This window comes from Streptomyces sp. NPDC047453, assembly GCF_040643155.1.
GTDB lineage: Bacteria > Actinomycetota > Actinomycetes > Streptomycetales > Streptomycetaceae > Streptomyces.
On sequence record NZ_JBEYTS010000001.1, the window covers coordinates 510,408 to 533,653 of the forward strand.

A 23,246-nucleotide genomic window follows, 5' to 3' on the forward strand; every position below is an offset into this window, starting at 1 on the left:
CGGGGAACGGTAGGACACAGAAGGCGGCGGCCCCTTCCACGGGTCCGCCGCCTTCCTGTTCTTCCTGTCCCGCAGGTCCGGGCAGATCCGCGCAGATCCGCGCAGGTCCCCGCAGACGTCAGCGGGCGAGCGAGGGCGCTCCCGGAAGCCGTGATCCCGGGCGCTCCAGGGGGATCGCCTGCCCGTCCGTGCCGACCACGTTGCGGTCGCCGAGCGGCCGGTCCAGGTGCACGGTGCGGTGGTACACCTTGGCGATCAGGATGCAGACCTTGTCCGACCACGCGGTCTCGGTCACCGTGACCGTCACCCGGCCGGAGCTCTCCCGCGCCGACGCCCGGTAGTCGGCGCACACCCCGCCCTCGAAGCGGACGGTCAGCTCCTCGCCCTCGGTGCTGTAGCCCGTCACCTTCACGTCACGCGTGACCCGGGCGCCGTCCGAGCCCCTCGGCTCCGGACTCGACTGCCCGGACGGCGGCGCCGACGAGGTCAGGTACTCGGGGGCGACGGCCGGGTACGTCACCGTGGTGCGGGCGCCCTGCCCGGCCGGTGCCTGCACCTCGAACAGCCAGGACGGGACGAGCACCCGCTGCCCCCCGGAGGAGTGCGCGGCCAGACCGAAGACCGCCTTGCCGATCGTGACGGCGTTCTCCGGGACGGGGGGCTTCGTGTCCGGGTCGGAGCCCGACGTTCCGCAGGGCGCCTCCAGACGGTCCTTGTGCGGTACGGGACTGGCGCAGCCGCCGATGCCCATGCGGTGGTCGGCCCGCGGGGCGGTGTTCATCAGGTCCAGCGCCCTGCGCGCACTCAGCACGGGGTAGGTGTCGCCCTTCACCGGCGCCTTCAGCTGACCGCTGCCGCCGATCACCTCGCCCTGCCGGCCGATGCTCAGGCCGGTCGTCCAGCCGTACGTGGGCAGTCCGCCGACCAGCGGATCGGCGTTGACGACCCGCTGGTCGCCCATGATCTGGGCCGCGTCCACCTTGGCGTCGTCCTGTCCCAGGGCCTTGAGCACCGGGGCCGCCGCCTTCAGCGCCGCCGCCGCGCTCACCGGGTGGACGGGCGGGGCCGCCGGGTCGTGCCCGCACAGCGCGCCCTTGCAGTCGTCGGTGCCCGGCGCGTACCGGCTGAACGTCCAGGACCCCGGCGCGGTCCGCTCGACGCGCAGGACCGGCCCGGAACCGTCCTTCCCGGACCCGACCCGCCACGCCTGGGCGTCGGCCACCGGTGTTCCGTCGACGCCGAGTGCCTCGGCGAGCTTGGCCACCTCGGCTTGGGTGACCTCGCCCCGTGCCCGGTACACCGGCGCGGAGCCGGGTCCGTCGGGCAGGGGCCCGGTGACCCGGTAGGTCGTGCCGTAGGGGTTGGGCTCACCGGGCGCGATTCCGTTCGTACCGCCGTCACCGTCGCCGGCGCCCGGGGCGGAGTACCCGTCGAGGACCAGCGGCCGCGGGGTTCCGTGCCCACCGGGCGCCGCCGCCCCGTCCGTACGCCCACCGGGATCCGCGGCGAGCACGACCCCGCCGCCGCCCACCAGCAGCACGGCGGCGGCAACGGAGGCGATCACCACAGGCGACCGCCCCCGGGCCCGCCTCCCACCGGGGTGGCCGTCGTGCTCCGAGGCTGCCGTGACATCCGGCACCTCAGGGACTCGCGAAGGCTTCGGGGCGTCGGGGGCCTGCGGGGTCTCCGTGGCATCGGCCGCCTCCGGGACCTGCGGGACATACGGGGGCTCGGGGGTCTCTTGCGACCCCTCATCCGAGCCCACCGAACCCTCCGGCTCCTGCGGGGCTTGCGCGCCACCCGGGCCCTGCGGGGTCTCCGAGACCTTCGCGCCATCCGAGCCGTGGGCCTCCTTCACGCCCTTCGACGCCTGCGTGACCGCGTCCCCGGTCCCGCTCGCCGACTCGGAACCGGCCCCGGCCTCGGGCTGCGACTGGGCTTTGGGTTCCGATCCGGTCTCCGGCTCGGGGTCGGGCCGGGCCTTGTCCTCGGACTCGCGTCCGGCGCCGGGCCCGGATCCGGCCTGGGACCCCGGACCCGAAGCCTCCGGCTTCGAGGTCTTCCCCTCGTCCGGGACTTCCTCGGCGGTGCCCGTGGACTCGTCGTCGTGGTCGGGTCGCTCGGTGTTCACCGCATCGCTCCTTCGGCTGCGCAAGTGCTGTTCCCGTGACCCTGACCGGACCCTGACGAAGCGGCGGCCGATGGGTCGTATCCCGCATCCCCCGGGAGGGGGACAGCGATGGGACGCGGCGGGGGAGCGCGCGGTTCCCTTCCGTACGCCGGTCGGGTCCCGTCCCTGCGCCGGCCGGGTCCCGGTCGGTACGCCGGTGGGGTCCCGGACGGGGAAACGGCGACCCGACAGTTGGACGGCGGCCCGGTCGTCCCGGACGTTGGACGGCGGCCCGGTCGTCCTGAACGGTGGAGCGGCGGCCCCATCGTCCTGGGCGGTGGAGCGGCGGCTCGGTCGACCCGGACAGTGGAACGGCGACGCGGGCGGGTGCCGCCTGGTGGGGGATATCCGGACGCGGTCCCGGCCGGGTGAGCGGCGGCGTGGGCGCCGGACGCCGGAGCGGGTAGCGTGAACTGTCAATCCCCCTGACTCCAGGAGCATCCCCGCCGTGCGCATCGCAGTCACCGGCTCCATCGCCACCGACCACCTCATGACCTTCCCCGGCCGCTTCGCCGACCAGCTCGTCGCGGATCAGCTGCACACGGTCTCGCTCTCCTTCCTGGTCGACCAGCTGGACGTCCGGCGCGGCGGGGTCGGCGCCAACATCGCCTTCGGCATGGGCCAGCTCGGCACCAGGCCGGTCCTGGTGGGCGCCGCCGGACCGGACTTCGGCGAGTACCGGGCCTGGCTGGACCGGCACGGCGTCGACACCTCCTCGGTCCGTATCTCCGAGACCCTGCACACCGCCCGGTTCGTGTGCACCACTGACGCCGACCACAACCAGATCGGCTCCTTCTATACGGGCGCGATGAGCGAGGCCCGCCTCATCGAGCTCAAGACCGTCGCCGACCGCGTCGGCGGTCTCGACCTGGTCCTGATCGGGGCGGACGACCCGGAGGCGATGCTCCGGCACACCGAGGAGTGCCGCTCGCGCGCCATTCCGTTCGCCGCCGACTTCTCCCAGCAGATCGCCCGGATGAACGGCGACGAGATCCGGATACTGCTGGACGGGGCGACGTACCTGTTCTCCAACGAGTACGAGAAGGGCCTCATCGAGTCCAAGACCGGCTGGGACGACGCCGAGATCCTCTCCCGGGTCGGCCACCGGGTCACCACCCTCGGCTCGCGCGGCGTGCGCATCGAGCGCGCCGGCGCGGACCCGGTCGAGGTCGGCTGCCCGGACGAGGAGCGCAAGGCCGACCCGACGGGCGTGGGCGACGCCTTCCGCGCCGGGTTCCTCTCCGGCCTCGCCTGGGGCGTCTCCCTGGAGCGCGCCGCCCAGGTCGGCTGCATGCTGGCCACCCTGGTGATCGAGACCGTGGGCACCCAGGAGTATCAGCTGCGCCGCGCCCACTTCATGGAGCGCTTCACCAAGGCCTACGGCGACGACGCGGCCCGCGAGGTCCGCGCCCACCTCGCCTGAGCCTGACAGTGCGTCGGGCGGAAACCGGAGGGCCTCAGAGGGACCCGGAGTTACCCGGCGAAACCCACGGAACCCTGCGGAACCCCAGAGGAACCCAGAGGAACCCAGAGAAACCCAGAGAAACCTAGGAGACCCGGCGGACGACGTAGGCCGAACCCTCGTCCGCCGGCTCCTCACCCACGTACTCCTGCCCGCGCATCTCGCACCACGCCGGGATGTCCAGCCGTGCCGCCTCGTCGTCGGACAGGACGCGCACCGTGCCGCCGACCGGTACGTTTCCGAAGACCTTGGCCAACTCGATCACCGGGATCGGGCAGCGCCTGCCGAGGGCGTCCACGACCAGCGCGTCCTCCCGCACGGCGGCCGGTGCCGCCCCGGCCGGCGCCCCGAGTTTCTCCCGCACTTGCGCCACCACACCCGGCAGGACGGCCAGGAACCGCTCGACCTCCTCCTCCGGCGTCCCGCCCGGCAGCGACACCCGCACGTTGCCCTCGCTCAGCACGCCCATCGCCCGGAGGACATGGCTCGGCGTCAGCGTGCTGCTCGTGCAGGACGAACCGGAGGAGACGGAGAAGCCCTCGCGGTCCAGCTCGTGCAGCAATGTCTCCCCGTCGACATAGAGACAGGAGAAGGTGACGACGCCGGGCAGCCGGCAGACCGGGTCGCCCACGACCTCCACGTCCGGCACCAGCCGCGGCACCCGCGCCCGGATCCGCTCCGTCAACTCCCGCAGCCGTACCGCCTCCTCGGCCGCCTCCGCCCGCACCGCCCGCAGCGCGGCCGCCGCCGCCACGATCGCCGGGATGTTCTCGAACCCGGCCGCCCGGCCCGACTCCCGCTCGTCCACCGGCCCGCGCGGCGCGAACCGCACCCCCTTGCGCACGACGAGCAGCCCGGTCCCGGACGGCCCGCCCCACTTGTGGGCGCTCGCCGTCAGCAGCGACCAGTCGCCGCCGACCGGGCCCCAGCCCAGCGACTGCGCCGCGTCCACCAGCAGCGGGACACCCGCCGCCCGGCACACCGCGGCCACCTCGGCGACCGGCTGCTCGGTGCCCACCTCGTGGTTGGCCGACTGAAGACAGGCCAGCGCGGTGTCCTCGCGCAGCGCCGCCTCGTACGAGTCCACGGCCACCGTGCCCTGCCGGTCGACCGGCACCCGTGTGACCGACCCGCCGTCCGCCTCGTGCGCCTCGGCGGAATGGAGCACCGAAGAGTGTTCGACCTCTGACACGATCAGGTGGCGTCCGACGCGGCGGCGGCCCGCCAGCGCCCCCGCGATCCCGCTGTGCACCGCCCGCGTCCCGGACGAGGTGAACGTCAGCTCGTCGGCCCGGCACCCCACCGCCTCCGCGGCCGCCTCCCGGGCCGCGTCCAGCAGCAACCGGGCCCGCCGCCCCTCCCGGTAGAGACGAGCGGGGTCGGCCCACCCCTCGTCGAGGGCGGCCAGCAGAGCCTGCCGGGCGACGGGATGAAGGGGAGCACTGGAAGCAGCGTCGAAGTAGGCCACACGTCAACGCTAAGCGCTCCGAAGGGACACGGGACAGCGCCGAGGTGCGGCTTCGTCGCGCGGGCACGCGAGAGCCCAACCCGCCCGCAGCCGCGACAAAGGGCGCATACATGCCTCATCGGGCGCCCCGAGCCCCTCTCACAAACCGGCCCACGCAGGGGTATCCCACCCCTTCGGGCTGACCCGCGGCGCGTATGGCACCCTCCCCGCGACCCGCCGGAAGGCGTCCAGTAGGGTTTGGTCCGCATAAACATCCAAACCCCTGCCCGACGCGGGGCCGCGACCGACCAGCGAGAAGGCCGCAGCCGAACAGCGCGGGCGAGACTCTCGGGAAGGCGCTACGTGAGTCCCAACGGCTCCGACCGCTCGCCGCGGCGCCCGATGCGGCGGAAGCTGCTGCAGGCACTGACTGCGGGCCTGGTCCTGGCGACCGCAACCGGTTGCACATACAAGGACTTTCCCCGGCTGGGTATGCCCACCCCGACCACGGAAGAGGCTCCCCGGATCCTCTCGCTGTGGCAGGGGTCCTGGGCGGCCGCGCTCGCCGTCGGCTGCCTGGTGTGGGGTCTGATCCTGTGGAGTGCTTTCTTCCACCGGCGCAGCCGCACCAAGGTAGAGGTTCCTCCGCAGACCCGGTACAACATGCCCATCGAGGCGCTGTACACGGTGGTCCCCCTCGTCATCGTCTCGGTGCTCTTCTACTTCACGGCCCGTGACGAGTCCAAGCTCCTGGACATCTCCAAGAAGCCGGACGTCACGGTGAACGTCGTCGGCTACCAGTGGAGCTGGGCCTTCAACTACGTCGAGCCCGTCGCCGGTTCGTCGGGCGACGCGAAGACCGACAAGAACCTGAACGCGATTCCGGACCGGTTCAAGGAGGACTTCCCGGCGAACGCCGGCGGTGTCTACGACTACGGCATTCCGGGCACGCGGAACCCGCAGAACGGCAACCCCGGTCCGACCATGTGGCTGCCCAAGGGCAAGACCGTCCGCTTCATCCTCACCTCGCGCGACGTCATCCACTCGTTCTGGGTGCTGCCGTTCCTGATGAAGCAGGACGTCATCCCCGGCCACACCAACTCCTTCCAGGTGACCCCCACCATGGAGGGCACCTTCCGGGGCAAGTGCGCCGAGCTCTGCGGCCAGGACCACTCCCGGATGCTGTTCAACGTGAAGGTCGTCTCGCCCGAGCGCTATGAGCAGCACCTCAAGGACCTCGCCAAGAAGGGGCAGACCGGTTACGTTCCCGCAGGCATCGCGCAGACGAGCCACGAGAAGAACCGGGAGACGAACAAGCTGTGAGCATCCTCAACGAACCTCAGGGTGCCGCGGCAGCTGAGGACTCTTACGAGAGCGAGCTGCCGGTCCGGCGCAGGCAACCGGGCAATCTCGCGGTGAAGTGGCTGACGACCACCGACCACAAGACGATCGGAACGCTGTACCTGGCGACGTCGTTCGCGTTCTTCTGCATCGGCGGCGTGATGGCGCTCATCATGCGCGCCGAGCTGGCCCGTCCGGGCATGCAGATCATGTCGAACGAGCAGTTCAACCAGGCGTTCACGATGCACGGCACGATCATGCTGCTGATGTTCGCGACGCCGCTGTTCGCCGGTTTCGCGAACTGGATCATGCCGCTGCAGATCGGCGCCCCGGACGTCGCCTTCCCGCGGCTGAACATGTTCGCCTACTGGCTGTACCTGCTCGGCTCGCTGATCGCCGTGGGCGGCTTCCTCACCCCGCAGGGCGCGGCCGACTTCGGCTGGTTCGCCTATGCCCCGCTGTCCGACGCGGTGCACTCGCCGGGCATCGGCGGCGACATGTGGATCATGGGTCTGGCCCTGTCCGGTTTCGGTACGATCCTCGGCTCGGTCAACTTCATCACCACGATCATCTGCATGCGCGCGCCGGGCATGACCATGTTCCGCATGCCGATCTTCGTGTGGAACGTGCTGCTGACCGCGGTGCTGGTCCTGCTGGCCTTCCCGGTGCTGGCCGCCGCGCTGCTCGCGCTGGAGGCGGACCGCAAGTTCGGCGCCCACGTCTTCGACGCGGCCAACGGCGGTGCACTGCTGTGGCAGCACCTGTTCTGGTTCTTCGGGCACCCCGAGGTGTACATCATCGCGCTGCCGTTCTTCGGCATCGTCAGTGAGATCATCCCGGTCTTCGCCCGCAAGCCGATGTTCGGCTACATGGGCCTGATCGGCGCGACGATCGCCATCGCCGGTCTGTCGGTGACGGTGTGGGCGCACCACATGTACGTGACCGGTGGCGTGCTCCTGCCGTTCTTCTCCTTCATGACCTTCCTGATCGCGGTACCGACCGGTGTGAAGTTCTTCAACTGGGTCGGCACCATGTGGAAGGGCTCACTGAGTTTCGAGACGCCGATGCTGTGGGCGACCGGCTTCCTGATCACCTTCGTCTTCGGTGGTCTGACCGGTGTGATCCTGGCCGCGCCGCCGCTGGACTTCCACATCTCGGACTCGTACTTCGTGGTGGCGCACTTCCACTACGTCGTCTTCGGCACCGTGGTGTTCGCGATGTTCGCCGGCTTCCACTTCTGGTGGCCGAAGTTCACCGGCAAGATGCTCGACGAGCGGCTCGGCAAGATCACCTTCTGGACGCTGTTCATCGGCTTCCACGGCACCTTCCTGGTCCAGCACTGGCTGGGCGTGGAGGGCATGCCGCGCCGGTACGCCGACTACCTCGCGGCCGACGGCTTCACCGCGCTGAACACGCTGTCGACGATCTTCTCGTTCGTGCTCGGCCTGTCGATCCTGCCGTTCTTCTACAACATCTGGAAGACGGCCAAGTACGGCAAGCCGGTCGGCGTCGACGACCCGTGGGGCTACGGCCGCTCCCTGGAGTGGGCGACCTCCTGCCCGCCGCCGCGGCACAACTTCCTCACCCTGCCGCGGATCCGCAGCGAATCGCCGGCGTTCGACCTGCACCACCCCGAGATCGCCGCGCTCGACCAGCTCGAGAACGCGGGTCACGGTGAGAAGGCCCTCGCTGGTGGCAAGGAGGCCGGCAAGTGAAGATCCAGGGCAAGATGTTCATGTGGCTGAGCGTCTTCCTGCTCATCACCGCCATCGTCTACGGCGTGTGGTCGAAGGAAGCGGTCGGCGCGACGGCGCTCTTCATGGCCTTCGGCCTGTCCATCATGATCGGCTTCTACCTGGGCTTCACGGCCCGGCGGGTCGACGTGGGCGCCCAGGACGACAAGGAGGCCGATGTCGCGGACGACGCCGGCGAGCTGGGCTTCTTCAGCCCGCACAGCTGGCAGCCGCTCGGCCTCGGCATCGGTGGCGCGCTGGCCTTCCTCGGCATCGCGGTCGGCTGGTGGCTCGTCTACTTCGCGGCGCCGATCATCATGATCTCCGTATGGGGCTGGGTCTTCGAGTACTACCGCGGCGAGAACCGCACCCAGTAACCAGCGCCGAGCATCGCTGAACACCAGGGAGTCCGGACTCTCCACCTGGAGAGTCCGGACTCCCTCTTTTGGATGACTTATTCCCTCGAAAATTCCCTCGGACGGGTGAGCCACCGTGCCGGAGGTGACGAAGCTACCTAGCGTGAGTGCCATGAGCACCACTGTGATTTCCCGCGGAGCGGGAGCGATCCTGCTGGTCACGGCCCTCGGCACGAGTGCCACCGCCTGCGGTTCGGACGGCAATCCGCTGGCTGCCTCCCCGTACGACGCTGCGGACCAGATCTCCTTCAGCGGCCCCACGGAAGCCGGGAAGAAGGCCGACCCGGACAAGCCCCTGGAAGTCACCGCTCAGGGCGAGGACGGGCGCATCACGGACGTCACGGCCGTGGACGCCACGGGGCGCCAGGTCTCCGGCGAGCTGGCCGCCGACGGCAGCCGCTGGCACAGCACCTCACCGCTCGCCGGGGGCGCCCACTACACGGTCCGGGTGAGCACCGAGGACGAGGACGGAAGACCCGGCCGCAAGGTCCTCACCTTCGACACGAACAAGCCCAAGGGCCAACAGCTCCTGAACGTCAAGTTCGGTCCTGAGGCGGGCACCTACGGCGTCGGCCAGCCCATCACGGCCGAACTCGACCAGCCGATCAAGGACAAGGCCCAGCGGGTCGTCGTCGAGCGCGCCCTCAGGGTCGACTCCAAGCCCGCCGTGCAGGGCTCCTGGTACTGGGTGAACGACAAGGAGCTCCACTACCGCCCGCAGGACTACTGGCCCGCCAACGCCACCGTCGAGGCGCACAGCAACCTGGAGAACGTCAAGATCAGCGACAAGCTGCGGGGCGGCGCGGCCAAGCCGCTGAAGATCACCACGGGTGACCGGATCGTGGCGGTCACGGACGCCGCCAAGCACCTGATGACGGTCTACAAGAACGACGAGAAGATCAAGGAGATCCCCATCACCACCGGCAAGCCCGGCTTCGCGACCCGCAACGGGATCAAGGTCGTCCTGGCCAAGCAGTACTACGTCCAGATGAAGAGCTCCACCGTCGGCATCGCCGCGGGCTCCAGCGATTCGTACGACCTGCCGGTGTACTACGCCACCCGCGTGACCTGGAGCGGCGAGTACGTCCACGCCGCCCCGTGGTCCGTCGGCTCCCAGGGAGCGGCCAACGTCAGCCACGGCTGCACCGGCATGAGCACCCCCAACGCCTCCTGGTTCTTCAACACCGTCCACGAGGGCGACCTGGTCCAGGTCGTCAACTCGACCGGCCACAACATGGAGCTCTTCGACAACGGCTTCGGCGACTGGAACATGCCCTGGCAGAAGTGGGTCCAGGGCAGCGCCATCGCCGCCGACGCCGACGGCGCCGGGGCGCAGACGAACAAGGCGCGGCTGACCCCGCAGAGCGTGTGAGACGCGGGACGACAGGGCCCCGAGGGGGTCACGGACGGCCCGCGGCCGCAAAGGGGCGGGTCGTCCGCCGGGCTCCGTTCAAGGGCCTCAGACGCCGCTCAGCGCCTTCTTGCGCAGCAGGGAGGCCAGAGCGGCGGCGAACTCCACCGGTTCCACCGGAAGCGTGACCGCGGCGTCCGCCCGGCTCCACGTGGCCAGCCACGCGTCCTGCGGCCGCCCGATGAGCAGCAGCACCGGAGGGCAGTTGAAGACCTCGTCCTTGATCTGCCGGCACATCCCCATGCCGCCCATGGGCACGGCCTCGCCGTCCAGGACGCAGACGTCGATGCCGCCCCGGTCCAGCTCCTTGAGGACCGCGGCGGGCGTGGCGCACTCCAGGAACTCCACCACCGGGGCGTCCGGAGCGGGCCGGCGGCCGCTCGCCAGCCGCACCTGCTCCCGGGTGTTGGCGTCGTCGCTGTAGACCAGCACCGTGGCGGTCGCCTGCATTGTTCCTCCGCGTCGTTGGTCGGGAAAAACCCGTCGGGAACTGTCGGGAACTTCCGGGTACCGATGGCGCGGATGCTACCCCCTTCAACTCCTGGTAGACAGCGGTTGGAACAGCCCTTCGAGGGGCCGTTCGGGCAGAGCACACCCCCAGGACACTCCGAACGGCACCCCCCGGGGTGAGGGCGGGATAAGCGACCGACATAATGTCGGCGTGGCGACAGCAACGACAGTAGAAACCGGGCACGCGCACCCGTCGGTCAACCGACCGAACCTCACCAGCGTCGGAACCATCATCTGGCTGAGTTCCGAGCTGATGTTCTTCGCGGCCCTCTTCGCGATGTACTTCACCCTGCGATCGGTGACGGGTCCGGCGCACTGGAAGGAGATGGCGGGCGCTCTCAACGTCCCCTTCTCGTCGGTGAACACCACGATCCTGGTGCTCTCCTCACTCACCTGCCAGCTCGGCGTCTTCGCCGCCGAGCGCGGTGACGTGAAGAAGCTCCGGGGCTGGTTCATCGTCACCTTCATCATGGGTGCGATCTTCATCGGCGGTCAGATCTTCGAGTACACCGAGCTGGTGAAGAAGGACGGCATCTCGCTGTCCTCCGACCCGTACGGCTCGGTGTTCTACCTGACCACCGGCTTCCACGGGCTGCACGTGACGGGCGGTCTCATCGCCTTCCTGCTGGTCCTCGGCCGTACCTACGCGGCCCGGAGGTTCACTCACGAGCAGGCGACCGCGGCCATCGTCGTGTCCTACTACTGGCACTTCGTCGATGTCGTCTGGATCGGACTCTTCGCCACGATCTACCTGATCAAGTAGCCGACGAACCGATCCAAGTCCGCAAAGCATCGACGCAGAAGATCCTGACACCGGGGTAATCCGTGAAAAAGCTCTCCGCACGACGACGCCATCCGCTGGCGGCGGTCGTCGTCCTACTCTTCGCGCTGGCGGCCACTGGGGGGCTGTACACCGCGTTCGCGCCCGCGAGCAAGGCGAAGGCCGAGGACACCGCCCAGTCCCTCACCATCGAGGAGGGCAGGAAGCTCTATCTGGTCGGCTGCGCCAGCTGCCACGGCACCGGTGGGCAGGGCACCACTGACGGTCCCAGCCTGGTGGGTGTGGGCGCGGCGGCGGTCGACTTCCAGGTGGGCACCGGCCGTATGCCGGCCCAGCAGCCGGGCGCGCAGATCCCGCGCAAGAAGGTCATCTACAACCAGGCCGAGATCGACCAGCTCGCCGCGTACATCGCGTCCCTGGGTGCCGGTCCCAACGTGCCGACGAAGAACCAGTACAGCCCCGAGGGCGCGGATGCCGCCAAGGGCGGTGAGCTGTTCCGCACCAACTGCGCCCAGTGCCACAACTTCACCGGCAAGGGCGGTGCGCTGACGCACGGCAAGTACGCACCTGACCTCACGGGTGTGAGCAACAAGCACATCTACGAGGCCATGCAGACCGGCCCGCAGAACATGCCTTCCTTCCCCGACACGCTGCTGACGGAGAAGAACAAGAAGGACGTCATCGCGTACCTCGACGCGGTCAACGGTGACGAGACCACGACTCCGGGCGGTATGGACCTGGGTGGCCTCGGACCGGTCACCGAGGGTCTGTTCGCCTGGATCTTCGGGCTGGGTGCCCTTGTCGCGGTCGCCGTCTGGGTCGCCGCTCGGACCGCAAAGGCCAAGAAGTCATGAGTAGCCGAGACATTCCTGAAGAGAACCTGCCCGTAGAGCAGGCAGCCCACGAGCACGGGCGCGGCGCGGTCTCCGTGGCGGACGAGCGGGCTCCGTTCGCCGACCCGGGACTGCCGCCCCACGAGCACCGGATCCAGGACATCGACGAGCGGGCCGCCAGGCGGTCCGAGCGCACCGTTGCCCTGCTGTTCACGGTGTCGATGCTGGCCACCATCGGCTTCATCGCCTCGTACGTGGCGATCCCGCACGACAAGTCGATCTTCGTCTTCCCGCTCGGGCACATCAACGCGCTGAACTTCGCGCTCGGCCTCACGCTGGGCGTGGCGCTGTTCGCGATCGGCGCGGGCGCGGTCCACTGGGCCCGCACCCTGATGTCCGACGTCGAGGTCGCCGACGAGCGTCACCCGATCGCGGCGTCCCCCGAGGACCGTGCGAAGGTCCACGCGGACTTCAAGCAGGGCGCCAAGGAGTCGGCGATCGGCCGTCGCAAGCTGATCCGCAACACGATGCTCGGCGCGCTCACGCTGGTGCCGCTGTCCGGCGTCATGCTGCTGCGCGACCTGGGCCCGCTGCCCGGGACCAGCCTGCGCCACACGCTGTGGGCCAAGGGCAAGCGCCTCGTCAACATGAACACCAACCTGCCGCTGCGTCCCGAGGACGTCTCGGTCGGCTCGCTCACCTTCGCGATGCCGGACGGGATGAAGGAGACGGACGAGGACTTCGCCAACGAGATCGCCAAGGCGGCCCTGATGATCATCCGGCTCGAGCCGGCCGACATCAAGGACAAGCGCGAACTCGACTGGGGCCACGAGGGCATCGTCGCCTTCTCGAAGATCTGCACCCACGTGGGTTGCCCGATCTCCCTGTACGAGCAGCAGACGCACCACGCCCTGTGCCCGTGCCACCAGTCCACCTTCGACCTCTCCGACGGTGCCCGAGTGATCTTCGGCCCCGCCGGCCACGCTCTGCCGCAGCTGCGCATCGGCGTGGACAGCGAGGGTTACCTCCAGGCGCTCGGCGACTTCGCGGAGCCCGTCGGTCCTGCATTCTGGGAGCGCGGATGAGTACATCAGCAGCCAACGAGTCCCGCTCTCGCGGGCAGGCACCGGCCGGCGAGAGGATCGCCGACTGGGCCGACGGCCGGCTCGGGATCTACTCCCTGGCCAAGGCCAACATGCGCAAGATCTTCCCCGACCACTGGTCGTTCATGTTGGGCGAGGTCTGCCTCTACAGCTTCATCATCATCATCCTCACGGGTGTGTACCTGACGCTGTTCTTCCACCCCTCGATGAGCGAGGTGGTGTACAACGGCTCGTACGTCCCGCTGCAGGGTCAGCTGGTGAGCGAGGCGTTCAACTCGACCATGCACATCTCCTTCGAGGTGCGCGGTGGTCTGCTCATCCGGCAGATCCACCACTGGGCCGCGTTGATCTTCCTGGCCGGCATGTTCGTGCACATGATGCGCGTGTTCTTCACCGGTGCGTTCCGCAAGCCGCGTGAGATCAACTGGCTGTTCGGCTTCCTGCTGTTCGCCCTGGGCATGTTCACCGGTTTCACCGGTTACTCGCTCCCGGACGACCTGCTCTCCGGCACCGGTGTCCGCTTCACCGAGGGTGCGATCCTGTCCATGCCGATCGTCGGCACGTACATCTCGTACTTCCTCTTCGGCGGCGAGTTCCCCGGTCACGACTTCGTGGCGCGGTTCTACTCGATCCACATCCTGCTGCTGCCCGGCATCATGCTGGGCCTGGTGGTGGCCCACCTGATCCTGGTCTTCTACCACAAGCACACGCAGTTCGCGGGTCCCGGCAAGAGCAACAAGAACGTCGTCGGCATGCCGCTGCTGCCGGTGTACATGGCCAAGGCCGGCGGCTTCTTCTTCCTGGTCTTCGGCGTCCTCGCGATGATCGCGGCGCTCGTGGAGATCAACGCGATCTGGGTGATCGGCCCGTACCGTCCGGACCAGGTGTCCACCGGCGCCCAGCCCGACTGGTACATGGGCTTCGCCGAGGGTCTGGTCCGCTTCATGCCGGGCTGGGAGGTCAACTTCTGGGGCCACACGCTCGTCCTGGGCGTGTTCATCCCGCTGGTCCTCTTCGGCCTGGTCCTGGCGGCGCTGGCGGCCTACCCGTTCATCGAGTCCTGGATCACCGGCGACAAGCGCGAGCACCACATCCTGGACCGCCCGCGCAACGCCCCGACGCGTACCGCGTTCGGTGTGGCCTGGATCACGATGTACATGATCACGCTGGTCGGCGGCGGCAACGACCTGTGGGCCACGCACTTCCACCTGTCGATCAACGCGGTCACCTGGTTCGTCCGGATCGGCTTCTTCGTCGGACCGATCATCGCGTTCGTCGTCACCAAGCGGATCTGCCTCGGCCTCCAGCGCCGCGACAAGGAGAAGGTGCTGCACGGTCGCGAGACCGGCATCATCAAGCGCCTGCCGCACGGTGAGTTCATCGAGGTCCACGAGCCGCTCAGCCAGGAGCAGCTCTACACGCTCACGGCGCACGACCAGTACGAGCCGGCCGAGATCGGCCCGGCGGTCGACGAGAACGGTGTCGAGCGCAAGATCAAGGGCTCGCAGAAGCTGCGCGCCAAGCTCAGCAACGCGTACTACGGCGAGGACAACCAGATCCCGAAGCCGACCGTCGAGGAGTACAGGGAGATCACGAGCGGTCACGGCCACCACTGATCACTGACCGCTGAGCGTCGCCACGCCACGGTCGAAGGGCCCCGTCCGATCCCCGGACGGGGCCCTTCGCGGTGTCCGGGGCTGGATAGGGTGGACCTGTTCGAGATTCGCGTCCCGCCGTACGGGACACCGACCCAGGAGCGGCATATGAACGCTGTGACCCCCGCTGGAGGCTCCACCGCGGCGGGCCGCTCCTGGCCCGCCCTGCTGAACGGCCTGCTGGACGGCCGGGACCTCACCGCCGACGAGACCGCCTGGGCGATGGACCTGATCATGCGCGGCGAGGCGACCGACGCGCAGATCGCCGGGTTCGTGGTGGCCCTGCGGGCCAAGGGCGAGACGGTGGAGGAGATCACCGGCCTGGTCCGGACGATGTACGAGCACGCCAATGTGATCGAGGTGCCCGGCGCGACCGTCGACATCGTCGGCACCGGCGGCGACGGCGCCAAGACGGTGAACATCTCCACCATGTCCTCGATCGTCGTGGCCGGCACCGGCGCCAGTGTCGTCAAGCACGGCAACCGGGCCGCGTCCTCCGCCTCCGGGGCCTCCGACGTGCTGGAGAAGCTCGGCGTCAATCTGGAACTGACGCCGCGGCGAGTGGCCGAGGTCGCGCAGGAGGCCGGAATCACCTTCTGCTTCGCGATCAAGTTCCATCCGGCGCTGCGCCACGCGGGCGCCGCCCGCGGCCAGTTGGCCATCCGCACGGTCTTCAACGTGCTCGGCCCGCTGACCAACCCGGCCAGGGTGCGGGCCCAGGCCGTCGGGGTGGCGGACCCGCGCATGGCACCGGTCGTCGCCGGCGTCTTCGCCGAGCGCGGCCACTCCTCCCTGGTCTTCCGGGGCGACGACGGCCTCGACGAGCTCACCACGACCGCCACCTCCCAGGTCTGGATCGTCCGGGACGGCACGGTGACCCAGGAGCGCTTCGACCCGCGGGACGTCGGCATCGAACTGGTGCCCGTGGAGGCGCTGCGAGGCGGTGACGCCTCGTACAACGCCGAGGTGGCCCGGCGCGTGCTGGACGGAGAGAAGGGGCCCGTACGGGACGCCGTCCTGCTGAACTCCGCGGCGGCGCTGGTGGCCCTGAGGCCGGGCCCGGGCACCTTCGCCGAACAGATCCGGGCCGGTATGGACCGCGCGGCGGAGTCGATCGACTCCGGGTCCGCCAAGCGCACGCTGGAGCGCTGGGTGACCGTCAGCAACGCCTGAGACCCGGGCCTCCCGTCGCAAGGCGCAGTCCACGATCCGGACTGCGCCTTGCGCGTGGAAGATCGTGTGGCAGGATGCTGAACCAGGTCATGAGTGACAGCCATGTGGCCCCGGCCGGCTGTCCGGCAACCCTCCGTCCGTGGCGGGGTGCCCCGGGTGAAGACCAGGCCGTAGGCAGCGAGGCCTACGGCAAGCGCGGACCCCTCGCACTCCTTCGAGTGGACACAGTCCAGGGGTCCTGGTCGACGAGGGAGCCTTCCGTGAGCAAGCGAATGCGCTAGGGCCTGTCGCCTTCGAGGCCGCAGAGCCCCGCCACCGCGCTTTCCCCCTTCACCCTTCCCCACGCTCGAGCCATGTCTGCTCGCGTGGTGATTTCGCCTGCTTTCACGGGAGTTCACCCATGTCCGTTTCCACCGTTTCCGCCGTCTCCGCCGACCAGTCCGTCTGTTCCCCGCTGCCCGTGCTGGGCCGGGACGTCACCGTTCCGCTCGTCACCGGCGGGGAGGTCACCTACGCGGCGCTCGACTACGCGGCCAGCGCGCCCGCCCTCCAGCGCGTCTGGGACGACGTGGCGGCGTACGCGCCCTACTACGGCAGCGTCCACCGCGGCGCCGGCTACCTCTCCCAGCTCTCCACCGACCTGTTCGAGAACGCCCGGAAGACGGTCGCGGAGTTCCTGGACTGCCGTGCGGAGGACCAGGTGGTCTTCACCCGGTCCACCACCGACTCCCTGAACCTGCTCGCCCGCGCGCTGCCCGCGGACTGCCAGGTCTTCGTCTTCGAGACCGAGCACCACGCCTCGCTGCTTCCGTGGCGGGACGCGCGGGTGACCTGCCTCGACGCCCCGCGCACCCCGGAGCGGGCCGTGGCGACCCTGGAGCGGGCCCTCGCCGGCCGCGACTCCCACGGCCCGGCCCTGGTGTGCGTCACCGGAGCCTCCAACGTCACCGGCGAGCTGTGGCCCGTACGGGAGCTGGCCGCCGCCGCCCACGCGCACGGCGCCCGGATCGTCCTGGACGCCGCCCAGCTCGCCCCGCACCACCCGGTGTCCGTCCGAGACCTCGACGTCGACTGGGTCGCCTTCTCCGGTCACAAGCTGTACGCCCCCTTCGGCTCCGGCGTCCTGGCCGGCCGCGCCGACTGGCTGCGCGAGGCCGAGCCGTACCTCGCGGGCGGCGGCGCGAGCCGTACGGTGGCGCGGCGCGCCGACGGGTCCGTGGACGTGAGCTGGCACGAGTCGGCCGCCCGCCACGAGGCAGGCTCCCCGAACGTCATCGGCGCCTACGCCGTCGCCTCGGCCTGCACGGCGCTGACCGAGGCCGGCTTCGACGACCTCGTCGCGCGCGAGCGGTACCTGATCCGCAAGGTGCGGGCGGGTCTCGCCGAGGTACCCGAGGTCAGGGTGCTGTCCCTGTTCGGCGACGACGCCCCGCGGGTCGGCGTGATCTCCTTCGTCGTGGCGGGCTGGAACAGCTCCCACTTCGCCGCCGCCCTCTCCGCCGAGTACGGCATCGGCGTCCGCGACGGCCTCTTCTGCGCCCACCCCCTGGTCCGCACCCTGCTGGGCGGCGATCCGCAGAGCCAGGGCGAGTGCGGCGCGCCCGAGGCCGCCCCGGGCGAGAAGTCCCTCAACGCCATCCGCGTGAGCTTCGGCGCGGGCACGCCCGACGAGCACGTGGACCGCTTCGTGGCGGCGGTGCGTGAGCTGGTCAGGGACGGCGCGAAGTGGACGTACCGCACGGAGGACGGCCGCTGCGTGCCCGCGGTGTGATCCGCGCGCTCAGGAGCCCGGGCGGTCAGGAGTCCAGCCCGATGGCGAACGCCGCCTCCAGGTCGTGCTGCGAGTAGGTGCGGAAGGCCACGTGCGTGTCCGTCCCCTCGACGCCAGGGATCTTGCTGATCCGCCCCGGGATGACCTCCGCCAGGTCCTCGTGCTGCCGCACCCGGACCATGGCGATCAGGTCGTAGGTGCCGGTGACGGAGAAGACCTCGCTGACCGAGTCCAGTGAGGCGATCTGCTCGGCGATCTCGGGGATCCGGTCCACGCTGGTCTTGATGAGGACGATCGCGGTGATCACGGCTGGTTCTCTCCCTCGGGGGCCGGAGCAGGGGCGGCCTTCACTCTAGTCTTCCGGCCGAACCAGGCCCACGCGCAGGCGAAGCCCAGGGCGAAGCCCACCACGTGGGCCAGGTAGGCGACCTGCGGTCCCTCGGTGGCGCGGCCGGCGGCCAGCCACTGGAGGGCCGCCCAGAAGGGAAGCACCACCCACGCGGGAAAGCGCAGCGGCAGGAAGAACAGGAACGGGAAGAGACTGGTCACCCGGGCGCTGGGGAACAGGTAGAGAAACGCGCCGAGGACCGCCGAGATCGCGCCCGAGGCCCCCACCAGGCTCTGTCCGGAGTCGGCGTTGGCGACCGCGTAGCCCACCAGGGCCAGGTAGCCGCAGCCGGCGTAGAACAGCGTGAACCGGACGCGGCCCATGCGTTCCTCGGTCATCGCACCGAAGACGTAGAGGAAGAGCATGTTGCCGAGCAGGTGCACCCAGCTGCCGTGCACGAACAGGGCCGTCGCGGGGGTGAGGGCGGCCCGGAGCGAGCCGGTGAACAAATCGTCGGGGATCACGCCCCACCGCCGGAAGTAGGCCCGCTGGGCGAGCAGCAGCGCGTCCCCCGTGCCGTAGGAGGGATTGAGGCCCGCCGCCGGGCCGGCCACGAAGATCAGACAGCACAGGACGATCAGGGCGCACGTCACCGGCGCCTGCATGCTCCGTACCGCCCTGGCCGCCCGGACCGTCCGGGCGGCCACCGTGAACCTGTTGCCGATCATGTGCACAGAGCATGGCGTAACCGGACGCAACCGCACAGACCGCCTCGCCGCCGTGGACGGACCGGCGCCGAGTAGCCGCCAGGCCGTAGGGTTACGTGCCACACGCCCAGGGAAGCTGGCGCGTCATGGACACAGAAGGAAGCGAACAGTCACGATGACGGTTCCCCTGCCGACCGCCACGACCCGGTGGCGCTGCACCCTGTGCGGCAACCTCACCCGCTTCGACGTGACCCGCTCGTCGAAGGTCGTGGAGTACGTCCACCTCGACCTGGCGGGAGAGCCGCAGGTCGAGGAGCGCGAGGTGGTCAGTGAGACGATCGAGTCGGTGCGCTGCCGCTGGTGCAACGCCGTGGACCAGGTGGAACTCGTGGACAGGCCGGGCGCCGGCTCCTGAGCGGAGTGGGCCCGCACAGGCGACCCCGCGGGGGTCCGTGAAGCGCAGAGGCATCGAGGCATTGAGGCATTGGGGTGACGGATGGTGGAGACACAAGGCGGGGGGCCGGGCGACGGCGCCGCCGAGGTGCTCGACCGTCCCCTGCCCGACGGAGTGCGCCGCCGGGTCGTCCAGATCGTCTCGGACGCCTTCGGCGCGCTGACGTTCGCCGAGCTGCCCGCGCAGCTGCGGCAGTATGCCCGGTTCACGCCGAGTCGCCGGGCGAAGTTCGCGGGCAACGCGATGGCGTCCGCGCTGGAGACCGATCCACTGTTCCGCCAGCGTATCGGCGAGAAGTTCAAAGAGGACCAGCCGGAGCTGTCGGGCGCTCTCGACTCCGGCTCGCCGCCCCCGGCCGCGGATCCGCTCGACGTGGCGGCCGCGGCCTACGTGCTGCGCCCGCCGGGCTGGGTGAAGCTGGTCGCCGCCGCGGGTGAGGAGGCCCAGCGGGCGGACGCCGAGCGCGCCGACGAGGAGAGCCGAGCCGAACTGGAGCGGCTGCGCGCCGAGCTGGCGGCTGCCCGCGAACAGACCCGCGCCGACACCGAGCGGCTGCGGGCCGAGCTGGACGCCGCCAGGAAAGAGGCCGAGTCGCTGCATCGCAAGCTGCGGGCCGCGCACAGCGACGTCAAGCGCGGTGAGGCCGCGCTGCGCAAAGTACGGGGCGACATCGAGGCCGTGCGGGCCGAGGGGCAGGCGCAGGTGTCGGCCGCCGAGAGCGAGGCCCGGCGGCTCAAGTCGCGTCTGGGGGAGGCGGAGGCCGCGCTGGAGGCGGCCCGCAGGGCGGCCCGCGAGGGGCGCAGCGTGGAGGACATGCGGGTCCGGCTGCTGCTGGACACCGTCCTCGACGCGGCCCAGGGGCTGCGCCGGGAGCTGGCGCTGCCGCCGGTGTCGGTGCGGCCGGCGGAGACCGTGGACGCGGTCGAGCCGGGCCGGATGACCCCCAAGGACATCGCCACCCGCGCGCTGTCCGAGCACGACCCGGCGATCCTCGACCAGTTGCTCGCCCTGCCGCAGGCCCATCTGGTCGTCGACGGCTACAACGTCACCAAGACCGGCTATCCGCAGATGCCGCTGGAGAAGCAGCGGCTCAGGCTGCTGGGGCAGCTCTCGCAGCTCGCCGCGCAGACCGGCGCCGAGGTCACCTGTGTCTTCGACGGGGCCGAGCTGGTCGCGCCGGTGCTCCTCGCGCCGCCGCGCGGTGTGCGGGTGCTGTTCTCCAAGCCGGGGGTCACCGCGGACGAGCTGATCCGTCAGCTGGTGCGGGCCGAACCGCCCGGCCGGCCGGTGATCGTCGCCTCGACCGACCGCGAGGTCGCCGACGGGATCGCGAAGGCGGGGGCGCGGCCGGTGGCCTCGGCGATGCTGCTGAAGCGGCTCTCGCGCGGCTGAAACCGGACGTAGGGAACGTAGGCCTCAAGCGCAACATACGGGAGCCATTCCCGAATTGACCGGAAGCGTCACGCAACGCAGGGTCAAGTGGTCCTCACTGCTGGTGAGTTATGGGCAAAGAATGAAGCGAGTGGTGGGATTTTCGGCCCGAGGATTTGAATTCATCACGATGAGGTCACTAGGGTCGAGCCTCGAACCTCCGAGCGGGTGATCACTCAGAAGAAGGAGCTCGCTTCCGTGGCGTCCCACCGTCGACCCAAGCAACCCAGCCGTGCGCGCGTGACTGTGCTCACCACCGTGGCGGCAGCGGCCGTAGCCGTCAGTGCCCAGGCCGCCAATGCCGCCCCGAGCGCGAAGCCGAGCAAGGACGAGGTCAAGTCCAAGGTCGACGAGCTCTACGAGCAGGCGGAGCAGGCCACCGAGAAGTACAACGGGGCCAAGGAGAAGCAGGAGAAGCTCCAGAAGGAGATCTCCACCATCCAGGACAACGTCGCCCGCGGCCAGCAGGAGCTCAACAAGCTCCGCGACGGCCTCGGTTCGATGGCCGCCGGCCAGTACCGCACCGGCGGGATAGACCCCTCGCTCCAGCTCTTCCTGTCCGCCGACCCGGACGACTACCTCGACAAGGCCTCCACGCTCGACCAGTTGAGCGGCCAGCAGGTCGAGGCGCTGAAGAAGATCCAGGACAAGCAGCGCGAGCTCACCCAGGAGCGGTCCGAGGCCTCCTCGAAGCTCAAGGACCTCGCCGCCACCCGCACCGAGCTGGGCAACAAGAAGAAGGAAGTCCAGGGCAAGCTCGCCGAGGCGCAGCGGCTCCTGAACAGCCTCACCGCCGCGGAGAAGGCCGCGCTCGCCGCCGAGCAGGCCAGGGCCAGCCGGGCCTCCGCCGACCGCGTGCAGCTGGGCAATTCCACCCCCGCCTCCGGCCGGGCCGGCGCCGCGTTCTCCGCCGCCCAGACCAAGATCGGCTCGCCGTACGTCTACGGCGCCACCGGCCCGTCCTCCTACGACTGCTCGGGTCTGACCTCCTGGGCCTACGCCCAGGCCGGTGTCGGGATCCCGCGCACCTCCCAGGCGCAGGCCAACGCGGGCACCCGGATCTACTCGCAGAGCCAGCTCCAGGTCGGCGACCTGGTCATCTTCTACGGCGACCTGCACCACGTCGGCCTCTACGCGGGCAACGGCCAGGTGCTGCACGCCCCGCGCACCGGCACCGTCGTGCGCTACGAGTCGATCAACAACATGCCCTTCCAGTTCGGCGTCCGCATCTGACGCCACCCCGGGAGCACGCCTCGTGCTCGCCCGAACGAGCGAATCCCGGCACCCCACGGTGACCCCGCGCCCCGCCGATGACCTGCGTCAGAGGCGGGGCGCCCGTGTGCGGTGCCCCCTCCGCGGCTTTGGCCGCCGTGTGTCCGCGCGGCTACTGTCTGGCGCGTTTCCCACCGGCCGGGCGCTCGGCGCCCCGGTCCCGGGAAGCGGTCAGTGTCCGCCAGTGGAGGGAGTACGGCTTCCCGTGGGGTCTCATCGCCGCCCGGCACCGTCCGGGTTCGACCGGGGCGCAGGTGCCGCGTTCTGCGTTCTGTCCGCCGCGGCCGCCGCCCTCGGCGCCGTTCCGGCCACCTCGGCCGTCGCCGCTCCGCACGGCGACGCCCGGTCCGAGGTCGACCGCCTCTACCAAGAGGCCGAGAAGGCGACCGAGGCCTTCGACAAGGCCGGCGAGCGCGCCGACCTCCTGCGCACCCGGGTACGCGACTTCCAGGACCGCATCGCCCGACGGCAGCAGCGCGTCAACGACCTCAGGGAGTCGCTGGGTTCGCTGGCCGGAGCCCAGTACCGCTCCGGCTTCGACCCGTCGATCGCCCTGCTGTTCTCCCGCGACCCGGCCGACTACCTCGACAAGGCCGCCACGCTCGACCGGATCACCGCCCACCAGGCCGGCGAACTGAAGGACCTGCGGCGGGCGCTGCGCGAACTCTCCCAGGACCGCGCCGAGGCCAACCGCGCCCTCGCCGAACTGGACAAGAACCGCAAGGCGGTCGCGACCCACAAGCGGACGGTCGAGCAGAAGCTCGCCAGGGCCCGCCGACTCCTCGGCTCCCTGTCCCCGTCGGAGCGCGAGGCCTACGAGCGGGCCTCCCGCTCCGGCCGCGAGGACATCTTCCCCGGCCTCGACGCCGGACCGGCCGCCTCCGCCCGCGCGGCCGCCGCCCTCGCCGCCGCCCGCTCCGCCCTCGGCCGTCCTTACATCTGGGGCGCCAACGGGCCCAGGGGATTCGACTGTTCGGGCCTGCTGCAGTGGTCGTACGCGCAGGCCGGAGTGCATCTGCCGCGCACCTCGCAGGAGCAGCGCAACGCGGGCCGGCGGATCCCGCTGTCCCAGGCCAGGCCCGGCGACCTGATCGTCTACCGCTCCGACGCCGGCCATGTCGCGATGTACGCGGGCGACGGCCGGGTGATCCACGCGCCGCATCCAGGCGCTCCGGTGCGCTACGACCCGGTGAACATGATGCCGATCTCGTCGGTCACCAGGGTCTGACGGCCGTCCCGGTGCCGCCG

Annotated in this window: 20 protein-coding genes and 1 riboswitch; of the genes, 15 read left to right on the plus strand and 5 right to left on the minus strand. The window is 70.2% G+C overall.

Translation table 11 applies throughout. The features are described from left to right. Window positions 1-118: 118 nt before the first annotated feature. Window positions 119-2,131, minus strand: a complete 2,013-nt coding sequence (locus ABZ818_RS02270; protein WP_361409415.1) for a hypothetical protein — start codon at window positions 2,129-2,131, stop codon at window positions 119-121. Between the two features lie 487 nt (window positions 2,132-2,618). Between ABZ818_RS02270 and ABZ818_RS02275 the strand changes: the two genes are divergently transcribed. Then, window positions 2,619-3,593: a carbohydrate kinase family protein gene (locus tag ABZ818_RS02275; RefSeq protein WP_141361600.1), complete on the plus strand. Its 975-nt coding sequence runs from the start codon at window positions 2,619-2,621 to the stop codon at window positions 3,591-3,593. A gap of 124 nt (window positions 3,594-3,717) precedes the next feature. On the opposite strand, the gene ABZ818_RS02280 is transcribed toward ABZ818_RS02275, so the two are convergent. After that, window positions 3,718-5,100 (minus strand): aminotransferase class V-fold PLP-dependent enzyme, encoded by a 1,383-nt coding sequence (locus tag ABZ818_RS02280; protein ID WP_361409418.1) that lies wholly within the window; start codon window positions 5,098-5,100, stop codon window positions 3,718-3,720. Between the two features lie 342 nt (window positions 5,101-5,442). Between ABZ818_RS02280 and coxB the strand changes: the two genes are divergently transcribed. The 4 genes from coxB (at window position 5,443) to ABZ818_RS02300 (ending at window position 9,941) form a co-directional block, all read left to right on the plus strand. Then, window positions 5,443-6,402, plus strand: coding sequence for a cytochrome c oxidase subunit II (gene coxB, locus ABZ818_RS02285; RefSeq protein ID WP_361409420.1), 960 nt, complete (start codon window positions 5,443-5,445; stop codon window positions 6,400-6,402). Further along, on the plus strand, window positions 6,399-8,135 hold the full coding sequence (gene ctaD, locus ABZ818_RS02290) for a cytochrome c oxidase subunit I (RefSeq protein ID WP_361409423.1): 1,737 nt from the start codon (window positions 6,399-6,401) through the stop codon (window positions 8,133-8,135). The genes coxB and ctaD overlap by 4 nt, the downstream gene beginning before the upstream one ends. Then, window positions 8,132-8,530 carry a cytochrome c oxidase subunit 4 gene (locus tag ABZ818_RS02295; protein WP_141361606.1) on the plus strand — a complete coding sequence of 133 codons (399 nt, stop codon included), beginning with the start codon at window positions 8,132-8,134 and terminating at the stop codon, window positions 8,528-8,530. Before ctaD ends, ABZ818_RS02295 begins: the two co-directional genes overlap by 4 nt. Before the next feature lie 151 nt (window positions 8,531-8,681). Continuing rightward, window positions 8,682-9,941: an Ig-like domain-containing protein gene (locus ABZ818_RS02300; RefSeq protein ID WP_361409426.1), complete on the plus strand. Its 1,260-nt coding sequence runs from the start codon at window positions 8,682-8,684 to the stop codon at window positions 9,939-9,941. A gap of 87 nt (window positions 9,942-10,028) precedes the next feature. Here the strand turns inward: ABZ818_RS02300 and ABZ818_RS02305 are convergent, their stop codons facing one another. Next, the gene (locus tag ABZ818_RS02305; RefSeq protein ID WP_225074338.1) at window positions 10,029-10,430 is read right to left on the minus strand and encodes a hypothetical protein; all 402 of its coding nucleotides are present in this window, start codon (window positions 10,428-10,430) and stop codon (window positions 10,029-10,031) included. Window positions 10,431-10,641: 211 nt separating this feature from the next. On the opposite strand from ABZ818_RS02305, the gene ABZ818_RS02310 reads away from it, so the two are divergent. From ABZ818_RS02310 to ABZ818_RS02335, 6 genes are all read left to right on the plus strand, one after another. Next, window positions 10,642-11,253 (plus strand): heme-copper oxidase subunit III, encoded by a 612-nt coding sequence (locus tag ABZ818_RS02310; RefSeq protein WP_100572299.1) that lies wholly within the window; start codon window positions 10,642-10,644, stop codon window positions 11,251-11,253. Window positions 11,254-11,315: 62 nt separating this feature from the next. Beyond that, window positions 11,316-12,125, plus strand: a complete 810-nt coding sequence (locus ABZ818_RS02315; RefSeq protein ID WP_361409429.1) for a c-type cytochrome — start codon at window positions 11,316-11,318, stop codon at window positions 12,123-12,125. Next, complete coding sequence (locus tag ABZ818_RS02320) at window positions 12,122-13,189, plus strand: Rieske 2Fe-2S domain-containing protein (protein ID WP_361409432.1); 1,068 nt, start codon at window positions 12,122-12,124, stop codon at window positions 13,187-13,189. The genes ABZ818_RS02315 and ABZ818_RS02320 overlap by 4 nt, the downstream gene beginning before the upstream one ends. Then, entirely contained in the window at window positions 13,186-14,823 is a 1,638-nt protein-coding gene (locus ABZ818_RS02325) for a cytochrome bc complex cytochrome b subunit (protein ID WP_361409435.1), read from the plus strand. Before ABZ818_RS02320 ends, ABZ818_RS02325 begins: the two co-directional genes overlap by 4 nt. A gap of 147 nt (window positions 14,824-14,970) precedes the next feature. After that, window positions 14,971-16,035, plus strand: a complete 1,065-nt coding sequence (gene trpD, locus ABZ818_RS02330) for an anthranilate phosphoribosyltransferase (RefSeq protein WP_361409438.1) — start codon at window positions 14,971-14,973, stop codon at window positions 16,033-16,035. Between the two features lie 85 nt (window positions 16,036-16,120). Further along, a riboswitch (SAM riboswitch) is annotated at window positions 16,121-16,237 on the plus strand. Window positions 16,238-16,435: 198 nt separating this feature from the next. Beyond that, window positions 16,436-17,806 (plus strand): aminotransferase class V-fold PLP-dependent enzyme, encoded by a 1,371-nt coding sequence (locus tag ABZ818_RS02335; protein WP_361409441.1) that lies wholly within the window; start codon window positions 16,436-16,438, stop codon window positions 17,804-17,806. Window positions 17,807-17,831: 25 nt separating this feature from the next. On the opposite strand, the gene ABZ818_RS02340 is transcribed toward ABZ818_RS02335, so the two are convergent. Further along, window positions 17,832-18,113 carry an Lrp/AsnC ligand binding domain-containing protein gene (locus ABZ818_RS02340; RefSeq protein WP_100572304.1) on the minus strand — a complete coding sequence of 94 codons (282 nt, stop codon included), beginning with the start codon at window positions 18,111-18,113 and terminating at the stop codon, window positions 17,832-17,834. Continuing rightward, on the minus strand, window positions 18,110-18,862 hold the full coding sequence (locus ABZ818_RS02345) for a rhomboid family intramembrane serine protease (RefSeq protein ID WP_361409444.1): 753 nt from the start codon (window positions 18,860-18,862) through the stop codon (window positions 18,110-18,112). Before ABZ818_RS02345 ends, ABZ818_RS02340 begins: the two co-directional genes overlap by 4 nt. Window positions 18,863-19,016: 154 nt before the next feature. On the opposite strand from ABZ818_RS02345, the gene ABZ818_RS02350 reads away from it, so the two are divergent. The 4 genes from ABZ818_RS02350 to ABZ818_RS02365 all read left to right on the plus strand — a co-directional run bounded on the left by ABZ818_RS02350 (window position 19,017) and on the right by ABZ818_RS02365 (window position 23,226). Further along, window positions 19,017-19,256, plus strand: a complete 240-nt coding sequence (locus ABZ818_RS02350) for a hypothetical protein (protein ID WP_100572306.1) — start codon at window positions 19,017-19,019, stop codon at window positions 19,254-19,256. A gap of 81 nt (window positions 19,257-19,337) precedes the next feature. Continuing rightward, window positions 19,338-20,687, plus strand: coding sequence for an NYN domain-containing protein (locus ABZ818_RS02355; RefSeq protein ID WP_361409447.1), 1,350 nt, complete (start codon window positions 19,338-19,340; stop codon window positions 20,685-20,687). A gap of 237 nt (window positions 20,688-20,924) precedes the next feature. Further along, the gene (locus tag ABZ818_RS02360) at window positions 20,925-21,959 is read left to right on the plus strand and encodes an NlpC/P60 family protein (protein WP_361409450.1); all 1,035 of its coding nucleotides are present in this window, start codon (window positions 20,925-20,927) and stop codon (window positions 21,957-21,959) included. Between the two features lie 244 nt (window positions 21,960-22,203). Further along, a complete protein-coding gene (locus tag ABZ818_RS02365; protein ID WP_361409453.1) occupies window positions 22,204-23,226 on the plus strand; it encodes an NlpC/P60 family protein in 1,023 nt (340 codons plus the stop codon). Window positions 23,227-23,246 lie beyond the last annotated feature (20 nt).

Bases quoted from the DNA above. Each gene is read 5' to 3' on its own strand.
- ABZ818_RS02345 (WP_361409444.1), bottom strand. From the start codon at position 18,862: ATGATCGGCAACAGGTTCACGGTGGCCGCCCGGACGGTCCGGGCGGCC.
- ABZ818_RS02355 (WP_361409447.1), top strand. From the start codon at position 19,338: ATGGTGGAGACACAAGGCGGGGGGCCGGGCGACGGCGCCGCCGAGGTG.
- ABZ818_RS02320 (WP_361409432.1), top strand. From the start codon at position 12,122: ATGAGTAGCCGAGACATTCCTGAAGAGAACCTGCCCGTAGAGCAGGCA.
- ABZ818_RS02350 (WP_100572306.1), top strand. From the start codon at position 19,017: ATGACGGTTCCCCTGCCGACCGCCACGACCCGGTGGCGCTGCACCCTG.
- ABZ818_RS02325 (WP_361409435.1), top strand. From the start codon at position 13,186: ATGAGTACATCAGCAGCCAACGAGTCCCGCTCTCGCGGGCAGGCACCG.
- ABZ818_RS02335 (WP_361409441.1), top strand. From the start codon at position 16,436: ATGTCCGTTTCCACCGTTTCCGCCGTCTCCGCCGACCAGTCCGTCTGT.
- ABZ818_RS02305 (WP_225074338.1), bottom strand. From the start codon at position 10,430: ATGCAGGCGACCGCCACGGTGCTGGTCTACAGCGACGACGCCAACACC.
- trpD (WP_361409438.1), top strand. From the start codon at position 14,971: ATGAACGCTGTGACCCCCGCTGGAGGCTCCACCGCGGCGGGCCGCTCC.
- ABZ818_RS02300 (WP_361409426.1), top strand. From the start codon at position 8,682: ATGAGCACCACTGTGATTTCCCGCGGAGCGGGAGCGATCCTGCTGGTC.